The organism is Streptomyces sp. NPDC058459 (assembly GCF_042721685.1).
GTDB lineage: Bacteria > Actinomycetota > Actinomycetes > Streptomycetales > Streptomycetaceae > Streptomyces.
This window is the reverse complement of record NZ_JBHXLV010000007.1, coordinates 30,735-44,345: the sequence shown is the minus strand read 5'-3', so window position 1 is coordinate 44,345 and position 13,611 is coordinate 30,735. Positions and strand designations below refer to the sequence as shown.

Annotated in this window: 12 protein-coding genes; 4 read left to right on the top strand and 8 right to left on the bottom strand. The window is 73.3% G+C overall.

What is annotated here, in order from left to right:
* Positions 1-66 precede the first annotated feature (66 nt).
* Positions 67-2,442, bottom strand: coding sequence for an RNA degradosome polyphosphate kinase (locus tag ACFWN1_RS03050; RefSeq protein WP_384357554.1), 2,376 nt, complete (start codon positions 2,440-2,442; stop codon positions 67-69).
* Positions 2,443-2,821: 379 nt separating this feature from the next.
* Positions 2,822-3,748, bottom strand: coding sequence for a mycothiol synthase (mshD, locus tag ACFWN1_RS03045; RefSeq protein WP_384357552.1), 927 nt, complete (start codon positions 3,746-3,748; stop codon positions 2,822-2,824).
* A 100-nt stretch (positions 3,749-3,848) separates the two neighbouring features.
* Here mshD and ACFWN1_RS03040 point away from each other — a divergent pair, with 100 nt between their 5' ends.
* Entirely contained in the window at positions 3,849-5,468 is a 1,620-nt protein-coding gene (locus tag ACFWN1_RS03040) for an ABC-F family ATP-binding cassette domain-containing protein (protein WP_384357550.1), read from the top strand.
* Here the strand turns inward: ACFWN1_RS03040 and ACFWN1_RS03035 are convergent.
* The 6 genes from ACFWN1_RS03035 to ACFWN1_RS03010 all read right to left on the bottom strand — a co-directional run bounded on the left by ACFWN1_RS03035 (position 5,465) and on the right by ACFWN1_RS03010 (position 11,164).
* The gene (locus ACFWN1_RS03035) at positions 5,465-6,913 is read right to left on the bottom strand and encodes a sensor histidine kinase (RefSeq protein WP_384357548.1); all 1,449 of its coding nucleotides are present in this window, start codon (positions 6,911-6,913) and stop codon (positions 5,465-5,467) included. The genes ACFWN1_RS03040 and ACFWN1_RS03035 overlap by 4 nt on opposite strands.
* An 8-nt stretch (positions 6,914-6,921) precedes the next feature.
* The gene (locus tag ACFWN1_RS03030) at positions 6,922-7,656 is read right to left on the bottom strand and encodes a response regulator transcription factor (protein WP_384357546.1); all 735 of its coding nucleotides are present in this window, start codon (positions 7,654-7,656) and stop codon (positions 6,922-6,924) included.
* 90 nt (positions 7,657-7,746) lie between these two features.
* A complete protein-coding gene (locus ACFWN1_RS03025) occupies positions 7,747-7,980 on the bottom strand; it encodes a hypothetical protein (RefSeq protein WP_031183953.1) in 234 nt (77 codons plus the stop codon).
* 54 nt (positions 7,981-8,034) lie between these two features.
* The gene (locus tag ACFWN1_RS03020) at positions 8,035-9,087 is read right to left on the bottom strand and encodes a S1C family serine protease (protein ID WP_384357544.1); all 1,053 of its coding nucleotides are present in this window, start codon (positions 9,085-9,087) and stop codon (positions 8,035-8,037) included.
* A gap of 101 nt (positions 9,088-9,188) precedes the next feature.
* Complete coding sequence (locus ACFWN1_RS03015; protein ID WP_384357542.1) at positions 9,189-10,214, bottom strand: LacI family DNA-binding transcriptional regulator; 1,026 nt, start codon at positions 10,212-10,214, stop codon at positions 9,189-9,191.
* Between the two features lie 140 nt (positions 10,215-10,354).
* Positions 10,355-11,164 carry a winged-helix domain-containing protein gene (locus ACFWN1_RS03010; RefSeq protein ID WP_384357540.1) on the bottom strand — a complete coding sequence of 270 codons (810 nt, stop codon included), beginning with the start codon at positions 11,162-11,164 and terminating at the stop codon, positions 10,355-10,357.
* 111 nt (positions 11,165-11,275) lie between these two features.
* Here ACFWN1_RS03010 and ACFWN1_RS03005 point away from each other — a divergent pair, with 111 nt between their 5' ends.
* From ACFWN1_RS03005 to ACFWN1_RS02995, 3 genes are read left to right on the top strand one after another with little or no spacing between them, the layout of a single operon-like run.
* Positions 11,276-12,127, top strand: a complete 852-nt coding sequence (locus tag ACFWN1_RS03005) for an alpha/beta hydrolase (RefSeq protein ID WP_384357538.1) — start codon at positions 11,276-11,278, stop codon at positions 12,125-12,127.
* Between the two features lie 56 nt (positions 12,128-12,183).
* Complete coding sequence (locus tag ACFWN1_RS03000; protein WP_384357536.1) at positions 12,184-12,438, top strand: MoaD/ThiS family protein; 255 nt, start codon at positions 12,184-12,186, stop codon at positions 12,436-12,438.
* Between the two features lie 4 nt (positions 12,439-12,442).
* Positions 12,443-13,495, top strand: coding sequence for a hypothetical protein (locus tag ACFWN1_RS02995; RefSeq protein WP_384357534.1), 1,053 nt, complete (start codon positions 12,443-12,445; stop codon positions 13,493-13,495).
* Positions 13,496-13,611: the final 116 nt, after the last annotated feature.

The following is a 13,611-nucleotide window of genomic DNA, read 5'->3' as shown; positions in this document are numbered from 1 at the left end:
GCCGGGCCGGACGGGCGGGCGCCGCTGGCGCGCACCGCCGCCGGGGCCTGCTCCGGGTGGGGCCGGTCAGGGTGTCGTGGTGCCACGCCGGCGCCTCCGGGCGTCAATGAGCATCTCCTGGATGTTGCGCAGGGGCTGGCCGTCGGCGTCGGTCGCGTGCCGGGTCCACTCGCCGTCGGGGCCCAGGTGCCAGGAGGCGGTGGTGTCGGACATGCCGGTGTCCAGCAGGCGGTTGAGGGCCGCCCGGTGACCGTGGTCGGTGACCCGGACCAGGGCCTCGATCCGGCGGTCGAGGTTGCGGTGCATCATGTCGGCGCTGCCGAACCACACCTCGGGCTCGCCGCCGTTGCCGAAGGCGAACACGCGGGAGTGCTCCAGGAACCTGCCGAGGATCGAGCGGACCCGGATGTTCTCGGAGAGCCCCTCGACCCCGGGCCGGACCGCGCAGATGCCGCGCACCCAGACGTCGACCGGCACGCCCGCCTGGGACGCCCGGTAGCAGGCGTCGATGACGGCCTCGTCGACCATGGAGTTGACCTTGATCTTGACGAAGGCCGGGCGGCCCGCGCGGTGGTGCTGGATCTCCTTGTCGATCCGCGATATCAGCCCGTCCCGCAGGGACTTGGGGGCGACCAGCAGCCGGCGGTAGGTCTCGCGGCGGGAGTAGCCGGAGAGCCGGTTGAAGAGGTCGGAGAGGTCCGCGCCGACCTGCGGGTCGGCGGTGAGCAGGCCGAGGTCCTCGTAGAGCCGGGCGGTCTTCGGGTGGTAGTTGCCGGTGCCGACGTGGCTGTAGCGGCGCAGGGTCTCGCCCTCCTGGCGGACCACCAGCGACAGCTTGCAGTGCGTCTTCAGCCCGACCAGGCCGTAGACGACGTGGCAGCCGGCCTCCTCCAGCTTGCGCGCCCACTTGATGTTGGCGTGCTCGTCGAAGCGGGCCTTGATCTCGACCAGCACCAGGACCTGCTTGCCGGACTCGGCCGCGTCGATCAGCGCGTCCACTATCGGGGAGTCGCCGGAGGTGCGGTACAGCGTCTGCTTGATCGCCAGCACGTCCGGGTCCTGCGCGGCCTGCTCCAGGAACGCCTGCACCGAGGTGGAGAAGGAGTCGTACGGGTGGTGCAGCAGCACGTCCCGCTGGCGCAGCGCGGCGAAGATGTCCGGCGCGGAGGCGGACTCCACCTCGGAGAGGTCACGGTGGGTGCCCGCGATGAACTTGCGGTACTTCAGCTCCGGCCGGTCCAGGCCGTGGATGCGGAAGAGGCCGGTGAGGTCGAGCGGGCCGGGCAGCGGGTAGACCTCGGCCTCGGAGATCTTCAGCTCGCGCACCAGGAGGTCCAGCACCTCGCGGTCGATGTCCTCCTCGACCTCCAGCCGGACCGGCGGCCCGAAGCGGCGCCGCATCAGCTCCTTCTCCAGCGCCTGGAGCAGGTTCTCCGCGTCGTCCTCCTCGACCTCCAGGTCCTCGTTGCGGGTGAGCCGGAAGGCGTGGTGCTCCAGCACCTCCATGCCGGGGAACAGCTCCTCCAGGTGCGCCCCGATCACGTCCTCCAGCGGGACGAACCGGCCGGGGCCGCTCTCCAGGAAGCGGGACAGCAGCGGGGGCACCTTGACCCGGGCGAAGTGCTTGTGGCCGCTGACCGGGTTCCGCACGACCACGGCCAGGTTCAGCGAGAGGCCGGAGATGTACGGGAAGGGGTGCGCGGGGTCCACGGCGAGCGGGGTCAGCACGGGGAAGATCTGGTGCCGGAACAGCGTGAACAGCCGGGCCTGCTCCTTGTCGGTCAGCTCGCTCCAGCGGACCAGGTGGATGCCCTCCTCCGCGAGTGCGGGGGCGACGTCATCGTGGTAGCAGGCGGCGTGCCGCGCCATCAGCTCGCGCGAGCGGGACCAGATCATCTCCAGCACCTCGCGGGGCTGGAGCCCGGAGGCGGAGCGGGTGGCGACGCCGGTGGCGATGCGGCGCTTCAGGCCGGCCACCCGGACCATGAAGAACTCGTCCAGGTTGCTGGCGAAGATCGCGAGGAAGTTGGCGCGCTCCAGCAGCGGGGTGGCGGGGTCCTCGGCCAGCTCCAGCACGCGTTCGTTGAAGGCGAGCCAGCTGCGCTCCCGGTCCAGGAAGCGGCCCAGCGGCAGCGGGGCGCCGCCCGTGGCCCGCTCCTCGTACACGTCGAGGTCGGAGTCGAGATCGGGTTCCAGGTCGGAGACGGCCGCCGCGACCGTGTGCGGGCGGTGGGCGGCGATGGAGCCCACGGGGGGCTGTGGCCGCAGGGCGTTGTCGGGGGACGGGTGGGCCGGTACCTGGGCATCTCGCTGACTCATGAACCCATTCTTCCGCGCCGGAGGCGTAACGGCAGCGTCTGTTCCCGAGTGATCCGGAGGAGCGGACGCGCCGCCCTCTGCCCTCTCGGGGCGCGGCTCGGAATGGGGGGCCACGGGTTCCATCGCCCGAGGGTCGCAAGCCCTTCTGAATCAAGGGTTACGGACACATGACGTGCGGGAAATCGGGGGGCGGCCCGCAGGGGCCGCCCGTCGATCTGCCGGTACGCCGCCGCGGCACGACGAAGGAGACGGCGGTGAGCAGCGCGGTCACCACGGACGGTGCGCCGGAGTGACACCCTGCGGCCAGGCCGTCAGCGGTGTGCCCGACTCCCGCTCCAGCGCGGCCGGCGTGGCGCCCGCCCGTCGGCCACGAGGAGCGGCGGCGGGAGCACGGCGTCGGTCAGGTGCCGTACACGGCGTGGTGCCGAGAGCGCGCAACTCACCCCCGTTGGGCCGGAGAAGGCCCGCCACGGCACACACCCGCTGGGCGGGCCCGCGACGTTCACGTCTCCGTGCGGTACATCAGGTCCGTCTCGTGGATGGTGAAGCCGAGGCGCTCGTAGACCGACACCGCCGCCTTGTTGTCCGCGTCGACGTAGAGCATCGCGGTCGGCAGGCCGCGTCCGGCCAGGTGGCGCAGGCCGATCGTGGTGAGGGCCTTGCCGAGACCCCCGCCCTGGCGGCCGGGGCGCACCCCTACCACGTACACCTCGCCGAGTCCCTCCTCGGTGTGCGCCTTGGTCCAGTGGAAGCCGACCAGCTCGCCGTCCTGCTCGGCCAGGAAGAACCCGGCCGGGTCGAACCACGCCTCGGCCTCCCGGTCTTCCAGGTCGCGCCGGGTCAGCGAGCCCTGCTCCGGGTGGTGGGCGAAGGCCGCCGCGTTGACCGCGAGCCACGCCTCCTCGTCCCGGCCCGGCTCGAAGGCCCGTACCGTCACGCCCTGGGGCAGCACCGGGTCGGGCAGCTCCAGGCCGGTCAACGGGCGCCGCATCTGGCGCAGTTCGCGGAACAGGGTCAGCCCGAGCACCTGCGCGAGATGCCGGGCCGCGGGATGCCCGCCGTGCGCCCACACCCGCAGCCGCTTGCCTGAGGCGGCCAGCAGGGCGGTGCCGAGCGCCCGGCCGTGCCCGCGTCCCCGGTGCGAGGGCCGTACGACCAGCTCGGCGGCGGGCGCCTCCACCGGGTCGGTGTCCTCCAGCTGGGCGTAGCCGACCAGTTCGTCCCCGGCGTGCAGCAGCAGATGGGAGACCCCCGGGCGGGCACCGCCGCGCAAGTGCAGCCGGCCCTGCTCGGACACCGGCTGCTGCCCGTCCTCGCGGGCGGCCTCGGCGAGGAGTGCCAGCACGCCCTCGGCCCGGCCCGGCGCGAGTGCGGCGTGCGTCTCGATGGAGCGGGCGGGGAAGGACCGTACGGAGTCGTCACTGCTCATGCGTACGAGGGTACGGCGCGCGTGGCAGGCCCCGGGTGCTGCCGGGTGCTGAAGGAATCCCGTTTCCGTCCCGAGGGGTGTGGCGGGGAGAATGCACGGCATGGGACATCTGGACGTCGCGCATCTCGAGTACTACCTGCCGGACGGGCGGGCGCTGCTCGGTGATGTGTCGTTCCGCGTCGGCGAGGGCTCGGCCGTCGCCCTGGTCGGCCCGAACGGGGCGGGCAAGACGACACTGCTCAGGATCATCGCGGGCGAACTCGGCGCGCACGGCGGCAAGGTGTCCGTCAGCGGCGGACTCGGGGTGATGCCCCAGTTCGTCGGCGGCGTCCGGGACGGGTCGACCGTCCGCGACCTGCTCGTCTCCGTCGCCCCGAAGCGCATCCGCACGGCCGCGAAGGCGGTCGACGAGGCCGAGCACGCCATCATGACCGTGGACGACGAGGCCGCGCAGATGGCCTACGCCCAGGCCCTCTCCGACTGGGCCGAGGCCCAGGGGTACGAGACGGAGACCCTGTGGGACATGTGCACCACGGCCGCGCTCGGCATCCCCTACGACCAGGCACAGTGGCGGCAGGTGAACACCCTGTCCGGCGGTGAGCAGAAGCGGCTGGTGCTGGAGTACTTCTTCCGGGGCCAGGACGAGGTGCTGCTGCTGGACGAGCCGGACAACTACCTGGACGTGCCCGGCAAGCGCTGGCTGGAGGAGCAGATCCGGGCCACCCGCAAGACCGTGCTGTTCATCTCGCACGACCGGGAACTGCTCGCCCGCTGTGCCGAGCGCATCGTCAGCGTGGAGCCCGCCGAGGGCGGCGCGGACGTCTGGACGCACGGCGGCGGCTTCGCCACCTACCACGACGCCCGCCGCGAGCGCTTCGCCCGCTTCGAGGAGCTGCGCAGGCGCTGGGCGGAGAAGCACGCCCAGCTCAAGAAGCTGGTCCTCACCCTCCAGCAGGCCGCCTCGGTCAGCCATGAGATGGCCTCGCGGTACGCGGCCGCGCAGACCCGGCTGCGCAAGTTCGAGGAGGCCGGGCCGCCGCCCGAGCCGCCCAAGGAGCAGGACATCCGGATGCGGCTGCGCGGCGGCCGTACCGGGGTGCGCGCGATCACCTGCGAGGCGCTGGAGCTGACCGGGCTGATGCAGCCGTTCGACCTGGAGGTCTTCTACGGCGAGCGGGTCGCGGTCCTCGGCTCCAACGGCTCCGGCAAGTCCCACTTCCTGCGCCTGCTGGCCGGGGCGGACGTCGCGCACACCGGGCTGTTCAAGCTCGGCGCGCGGGTGGTGGCGGGGCACTTCGCGCAGACCCACGCCCACCCCGAGCTGGTCGGGCGCACCCTGCTGGACATCCTGTGGTCCGAGCACTCCCGGGCGCGCGGCCCGGCCATGTCGGTCCTGCGCCGCTACGGCCTGGACCGGCAGGCCGAGCAGAACTTCGAGCGGCTCTCCGGCGGCCAGCAGGCCCGGCTGCAGATCCTGCTGCTGGAACTCGCCGGCACCACCGCCCTGCTGCTGGACGAGCCCACCGACAACCTCGACCTGGAGAGCGCCGAAGCCCTCCAGGAGGCGCTGGAGGCGTACGAGGGGACCGTGCTGGCCGTCACCCACGACCGCTGGTTCGCCCGCTCCTTCGACCGCTTCCTGGTCTTCGGCTCCGACGGCCGGGTCCGCGAGACCCCGGAACCGGTGTGGGACGAACGCCGGGTGGAGCGGGCCCGCTAGGGCTGCTGCTCCTGGTGCGTCTGCGGCGGGGGCGTCGGCGCGCCCGGCAGCCGGACGGTGGCGGTCGTGCCGCCGTCCGGGGCGCGGTCGAGGGTCACCTCGCCGCCCGCCTGCTGGACCGTACGGGCCACGATGGACAGCCCCAGCCCCGAGCCGGGGAGCGCGCGGGCGCTGGGGGAGCGCCAGAACCGGTCGAAGACGTACGGGAGTTCGTCGGGCGCGATGCCCGGACCGTGGTCCCGTACGGTCAGCGCGCCGTCGGTCAGCCGGACCTCGACCGTGCCGCCCTCGGGGCTGAACTTCACCGCGTTGTCCAGGATGTTGACCACCGCGCGCTCCATCGCCGAGGGCTCCGCCCGGACGAACCAGGGCTCCAGCTCCGCGGTGATCTTCAGCTCCGGCCCACGCAGCCGGGCCCGCCGCAGCGCCTCTTCGACGGTCTCCTGAAAGGAGAACACCTGCACCCGCTCACCGCGCTGCCCCTCGGAGCGGGACAGCTCCTGCAAGTCCCCGATCAGCGCGGCCAGTTCCGTCATCTGCGCCTTCACCGAGGCCAGCAGCGCCTTGCGGTCGGCGGCCGGGATCGGGCGGCCCGTCTCCTCGCTGCGGGTCAGCAGCTCGATGTTGGTGCGCAGCGAGGTGAGCGGGGTGCGCAGCTCGTGCCCGGCGTCCGCGATCAGCTGCTGCTGGAGATCGCGGGACCCGGCCAGCGCGGTCGTCATCGAGTTGAAGGACCGGGAGAGCCGGGCCACCTCGTCGTCGCTGTCCTCGGCCACCGGGATACGGACGGCCAGATCCTCGGTGCGGGCCACGTGCTCCACCGTCTCGGTCAGCTTGTCCACCGGCCTGAGCCCCGCCCGTGCCACGGCGAGCCCGGCCGCGCCCGCGCCCACGACCCCGATCCCGGAGACCAGCAGCAGGATCAGCGCGAGGTCGTTCAGCGTCCGCTGGGTGTCCTTCAGGGAGAACGCCACCATGACCGCGACCTCCGGGTACGGCTGCGTACCCGGCGCACCGCCGACCGGCACCGCGCTGGTCATCACCCGGACGTCGCCGCCCTTGGAGTCGACGCCGTCGCGCAGGGTGCGCCGGCCGAGGGTGGCGTTGCGGGCGGCGGCCACGTCCGCCGGGGTGACCTTCACGGTGCCCTCCGAGAAGGGGGTGACACAGGTCTTGCCCTCGGCGGTGACGATCTGGAGGTAGAGGAAGGACGGCGGGCCGTCGTCGGCACCCGGAGACCGCGGGCAGGTCAGCAGCAGCGTGGTCACCTGGTCGGGGCTGAGCGGCCGGCCGAGGCTCTGCAGACGCTCGTCCATCTCGCTGTAGAGCTTGCCCTGCACGATGAACCAGCAGGTCACCGACACCGCGGCCACCGCGAAGGCGACGGCCGCCGCGACCAGCATCGCGAGCCTCGCCCGGATCGGCAGCGCCCGGTAGCGGCGCATCAGCCTCCTCACTCCGCGCCGCCCTGGCGCAGTGCGTACCCGACGCCCCGGACGGTGTGCACGAGCCGGGGCTCGCCGCCCGCCTCGGTCTTGCGGCGCAGGTACATCACGTACACGTCCAGGGAGTTGGAGGAGGGTTCGAAGTCGAAGCCCCACACCGCCTTGAGGATCTGCTCCCGGGTCAGCACCTGGCGCGGGTGCGCCATGAACATCTCCAGCAGGGTGAACTCCGTACGGGTCAGCTCCACCGGACGCTCGCCCCGCCGGACCTCCCGGGTGGCGAGGTTCATCCGCAGGTCGCCGAAGGTGAGCGCCTCGTCCTCGCGGGCCTCGGCGGACACGGTTCCCGCGTACGAGCTGCGCCGCAGCAGGGCCCTGATGCGGGCGAACAGCTCGTCCAGCTCGAAGGGCTTGACCAGGTAGTCGTCGGCCCCGGCGTCCAGTCCCGTCACCCGGTCCCCGACCGTGTCCCGGGCCGTCAGCATCAGGATGGGGATGGTGTCCCCGGTGTTGCGGATGCGGCGGGCGGCGGTCAGGCCGTCCATGCGGGGCATCTGGATGTCCAGCACGACCAGGTCGGGCCGGTAGTCCCCGGCCTGCTCCAGCGCGTCCGCCCCGTCGACGGCGACCCGGGTGTCGTACCCCTCGAAGGCGAGGCTGCGTTCCAGGGCTTCGCGTACGGCCGGTTCGTCGTCGACGATCAGGATGCGCTGGGGGTCACGGTCGCCTTCGGCGGGGCTCATCGCTGGCGGTACCTCGTGGGTGCGGTGGGGCGTGGACGGGCGGTTCTCAGCCTCGCACGTTTCGGCTGCGCCGCGTCCGAGGCCGGGGGGTCAGACCCCGGCCGGGGTGAGCCGGGTCAGGGCGTTCAGCCGGTTCAGCGGCACCTTGCGGCGGTGCGGGCGGGCGGCGGAGGTGCGCAGGCCCATCAGCTGGGGCGCGGGGCTGGGCAGCTCGGGCAGGCGGGGGCTGGGGTCGGGGGTGTGCAGCTCGTGCGCCACCTCCAGGGCGACGGCGATGTTCGCCGGGCCGGAGACAGGGGCCTGGTGCGAGACGCGCTTCATCATGACGTTCTCCCTGCTGCTCGGTGCTGCGCTGTGCCTTGGCGATGCGTGCTGGTGTCAGCTGGTGGAACCCGCCCGCAGCTTCGTGAGGTCGGCCTTGACGGTGTCGACCGGGATGGCGAAGCCGAGCCCTATGGAGCCGGCGTCCGTGGACGAGGCAGCCTGCGAACCCGAGGAGTACATGGCGGAGTTGATCCCGATCACCCGGCCGGAGGCGTCGATGAGGGCGCCGCCGGAGTTGCCCGGGTTGAGCGAGGCGTCGGTCTGGATGGCCTGGTAGGTGGTGGTGGAGGAGCCGGTGTCGCCGTTGAAGTCACGGCCGCCGAACTGGAACGGCCACCGCTGGTCGCCCTGGTCGCCCTGGTCGCCCTCGCCCTGCTCGCCCTGTCCGCCGCGGCCCTCGTCGGTGGGGACGGTCACGTCCCGGTCGAGCGCGGAGACGATGCCGCTGGTCACGGTGGAGGTCAGCCCCTCGGGGGAGCCGATCGCCACGACCGTATCGCCGACCTGGACGGCCGAGGAGGTGCCGAGCGGCGCGGCCTTCAGCCCCGAGGCGCCCTCGACCTTCAGCAGCGCCAGGTCCTTGGAGCTGTCGGTGCCGGCCACGCGGGCGGTGTGGCTGGTGCCGTCGCTGGTGCGCACCTTCACCGAGGAGGCGCCGGAGACGACGTGGTTGTTGGTGACGATCTCGCCGTCGCCGGAGACGATCACGCCGGAGCCGGTGGACGAGCCGTTCGCCAGGGTCGCGTTGACCTCGACGACGCTCGGGGTGAGCGCGGCGGCGATGTTCGCCACGTCGCCCTTCTTGCCGGCCGCGACCACAGGGGTGGCCGTGTCGGTGGCGGTGGTGTCGTGCCCGGTGAGCTGCTGGAAGGCGTAGGCGGTGCCTCCGCCGACCGCGGCCGCGACCAGCGCGACCGCCGCGACCAGCGTGACCGGGCCGCCGGGACGCTTGCGCCGCCCGGACCCCGGCCCCGTGGGGGCGTGGGCCGGCGGGGGCGGCCACTCGGGGTGCGCGCCGGCCGCGTCGGGGGCCGCGTACGGCTGTGCGTGACTCCCCTGCGGATGCTCGTCCTCGTGGCCGCCGGTGCGGCGTGTGCTCTCGGTCATATGAGGAGCATGTCCCGCGACCATGAGAGCTTCCTGAGGCCCGGCTGAGAACCCCGGCAGAACCGCCTTCGGTTCCGATGAGACCTCGCTGACCTGCGGTTTCAGTGACCGCAGCCGCAGCTCGCCCGGAGCTGGAGGCGGGACGGGAAGGTCTTCAGCCGCTCCCGGCGCGAGCCCGCCACCCGCAGCCCGTCGTCCAGCACCAGGTCGACCGCCGCGCGGGCCATCGCCGGGCGGTCGGAGGCCACCGTGGTCAGCGGCGGGTCGGCGAGCGCCGCCTCCTTGATGTCGTCGTACCCGGCCACCGCCAGCTCGCCCGGCACGTCGAGGCGCAGCTCGCGGGCGGCCCGGAGCACGCCGATGGCCTGGTCGTCGGTGGAGCAGAAGATGGCGGGCGGTCTTTGCGGCCCGGCCAGGACCTCCAGCGCCACCCGGTAGGCGTCGTAGCGGTTGTACGCGGCCTCGAAGAGGCGGCCCTCGGTGGACAGGCCCGCCTCGGCCATCGCCCGGCGCCAGCCCTCGACGTGGTCGGAGACCGGGTCGCCCACGGCTGGGGTGTCGGCGGTGCCGCCCAGGCAGGCCACGTACTCGTACCCGTGTTCCAGCAGGTGGCGGACGGCGAGCTGGGCGCCGCCGAGGTCGTCGGTGGTGACGGCGACGTCGTCGATGGCCTCCGGGCGCTCGTGCAGCAGCACCACGCGGGCGTCCCACGCCTCGATCTCGGCGGCGGCCTGGTCGTTCAGCGCGTGCGAGACGAGGATGAGACCGGAGACCCGCATGCCGAGAAAGGCCCGCAGATAGTGGACCTCGCGCTCGGCGGTGTAGTCGGTGTTGCCGACCAGGACCATCTTCCCGCGCTCGGAGGCGGCCTGTTCGACCGCGTGCGCCATCTCCCCGAAGAAGGGCTGGCGGGCGTCCGGGATGATCAGACCTATCAGGTCGGTACGGCGGGAGGCCATCGCCTGGGCCACCCGGTCCGGGCGGTACCCCAGCTCCTGGATGGCCGCGAGGACACGCTCGCGCGTGGCCGGGGCGACCGGCCGGGGTCCGTTGTTGATGACATAACTGACCACGGCGGTGGAGGTACCCGCCAGTCGTGCCACATCATCCCGAGTCACCTTCGCCACGCGCGGAGTCTACGCGGATCGACCCGCTCTGGGCAGGGCATTCGTGGTGTGTATACCAGCCCGGTGCCGGCCCGGTGCCAGCCCGGCGGCGGGCCGGCGGCAGCCGGGGGTGGCCTCGCACCACCCCGGCCGGAGCGGCTCTACGCCTCGGCCGCGACCCCGCTCCCCTCGCGGAGCGCGGAGGCGTCCCCTTCCGCCGCCTCTGCCCGGCCGGACGCGGCCCGCTGTGCCTCCGCCCGCTTGGCCTCGGTCCGGGCCTCCTCGGCGGCCCGGTCGGGCTTCTCCGGGGTGACGAAGCGGTATCCCACATTGCGGACGGTGCCGATCAGCGACTCGTGCTCCGGGCCGAGCTTGGCCCGCAGCCGCCGTACGTGCACGTCCACGGTGCGGGTGCCGCCGAAGTAGTCGTAGCCCCAGACCTCCTGGAGGAGCTGGGCGCGGGTGAAGACGCGGCCGGGGTGCTGGGCCAGGTACTTCAGCAGCTCGAACTCCTTGAAGGTCAGGTCGAGCACCCGGCCCTTGAGCTTCGCGGAGTAGGTGGCCTCGTCCACGGAGAGGTCGCCGTTGCGGATCTCCATGGGGGAGTCGTCGCCGACGAGCTGCCGGCGGCCCGTGGCGAGCCGGAGCCGGGCCTCGACCTCGGCCGGGCCCGCGGTGTCGAGCAGGACGTCGTCGATGCCCCAGTCCGCCGTGACGGCGGCGAGGCCGCCCTCGGTGACCACCAGGACCAGCGGACAGCCCGGTCCGGTGGAGCGCAGCAGCTGACAGAGGCTGCGCACCTGGGGGAGGTCGCGGCGGCCGTCCACGAGGATGACATCGGCGCCGGGGGTGTCGACGAGAGCGGGACCCTCCGCCGGGGCGACCCGCACACTGTGCAGCAGCAGGCCGAGCGCGGGGAGCACCTCCGTCGACGGCTGGAGGGCGTTGGTCAGGAGCAGCAGCGAACTCATACGTCTGTTTCCTCCTCGGTCCCTGCGAGGACGCCTCCGGTGCGGTACCGAAAGCACAAAAGGACTCGGGGGCTTCGCTGCCCGAGTCCTCTGCCCAGCAGAATAGCCCACATGAGCAATCGTCCGGCGGGTCACGCGCCACGTTCCACCATTCGTCCGCATCACGAGACGGGTCAAGGCGCCGGTGTCCGGACTTTTCTGCGTACGGCCGACGGAATTCGGGTGGATTCCGTATACGATCCCGGGCCCGCCGTGTACGGAACGGGCCGGGCACCCCATGCGGACACGGTCTTCGTGGTCGCGCACGGCTTCACCGGGGACGTGGACCGGCCGCATGTGCGCCGGGTGGCCCGCGCGCTGGCCGCGTACGGGGCGGTGGTGACCTTCTCCTTCCGGGGCCACGGAGCCTCCGGCGGGCGTTCCACCGTGGGCGACCGGGAGGTGCTGGACCTGGCGGCGGCCGTGGAGTGGGCACGCGGCTTCGGGCACGCGCGGGTGGTGAGCGTCGGCTTCTCCATGGGCGGCTCGGTGGTGCTGCGGCACGCGGCGCTGCACCCCGGCACGGTCGACGCGGTGGTCTCGGTCAGCTCGCCCGCCCGCTGGTACTACCGGGGCACCGCGCCGATGCGCCGGCTGCACTGGCTGGTCACCCGCCCCTCGGGCCGGCTGGTCGGCCGCTACGGCTTCCGCACCCGTATCCACCACCGCGACTGGGACCCCATCCCGCTCTCCCCGGTGGAGGCGGCCGCCCGGCTGGCCCCCGCCCCGCTGCTGGTGGTGCACGGCGACAGCGACGGCTACTTCCCGCTCGACCACCCCCGGATGCTCGCGGACGCGGCCGGGCAGGCGGGCGAACTCTGGCTGGAGCCGGGCATGGGCCACGCGGAGAACGCGGCCGGTGACGAGCTGCTGGCCCGGATCGCCCGCTGGGCGCGGACGCGCACCGGGCAGGGGACGGACTAGCCTGGGCCGCACCGTCTTTCTTTCTTTGTTGTTTCCGCCGTCCGATGAGGAACGAGATGCCCCAGGTCACGGTGCGCTACTGGGCCGCCGCCAAGGCCGCGGCCGGGACCGCCGGTGAACCGTACGACGCCGAGACGCTGGCCGAGGCGCTGGCCTCGGTGCGCGAACGGCACCCCGGCGAACTCACCCGCGTGCTGACCAGGTGCGCGTTCCTCGTCGACGGCGCTCCCGTCGGGACCCGCGCGCATGAGACGGTACGGCTGGCCGAGGGCGGCACGGTCGAGGTGCTCCCGCCGTTCGCAGGAGGATGAGGCGTTGAGCGACCAGCAGTCGTACGAGGGCGGCCCGTACCCGGGGTACGACCCCTACGGGCAGCAGCGGACACCGGGCGACTGGGCCCCGGCCCCGGGGCAGCCGCAGCACCCGAACCCCTATGCCGACCCCTACGGGACCCAGCAGGCCCCCGCCCAGCAGTGGCAGGGACCGACCTGGGACACCCAGAACCACGCGCCGGTACCGGTGGCCGAGCAGCCGTACCAGGCCCCGGCGCGGGAGCAGGTACCGGAGCCCGAGCCCGCCTTCGGTCCCGCCACCCTCGCCGGGAACGCCCGCGTCACCGACGCCCAGCGGGCCCGGCTGGAGGGCCGTTCGCCGGTCATCGAGCCCGGCATCCAGCCCGCCGCGCTCACCGCCGTGCTCGGCGCCCTGCTCGCCGGGGCCGCGCCGCTGGGCTCGTACGCCCTGGTCGTGCCGCTGGTGCTGCTCCAGGCCGTGACGGCGGCCGGCTGGTTCCGGCTGAACGGCATGTGGCCCGCCCGGCAGGGCATCGCGCTGGCCTTCCTCGGCGGTCTGGTCGCGGACGCGGCCGTGCTGGCGGCGGGCCGCGCGCACGCCCCGGCCGCGATCCTCGGCCCGCTCGGCGTCTGGGTCCTGCTGGCCCTGGTCCTCCAGCTCCGCTCGCACGCCTCGCCGGACGAGCGGATGTACGGCCTGATGGCCACCGTCGCCTCCTCGGCGCTCGCCATCCTCGCCACCGGTTTCCTGGGCGCCTCCGCGCACGCGGTCACGGTCGGCGCGGCGGCGGTCGCGGTCGCCGTCCTGGCCCGTGCGCTGCCCCTGCCGACCCCGGTCTCGGTCGTCGTCTCGCTGCTCGCCGCGGCGGGCACCGGCCTCGCCGTCGGCGACCTGACGGGCCTGGGCACCGCCGGCGCGGCCCTCGGCGCGGGCGCGGCGGTCTGCGCCCTCATCGGCCACCGGGTCGCGAGCTACGACTACCCCTCCCGCTTCGTCCACTTCACCGCGGGCGTGGCCCTCCCCCTCGCGGCCGCCGCCCCGGCGGTCTGGCTCCTGGGCCGCGCCTTCGCCTGACCGGGCCCGCCCCGGCCGGCAGGCGGTTTCCGGCCGGGGTTTCCGGAAAGCGCCGGGGGTAAACGCGGGAAAAGCCGCAGTACGGCGCCGGCCCGTCACAGGTGATCCACAATTCC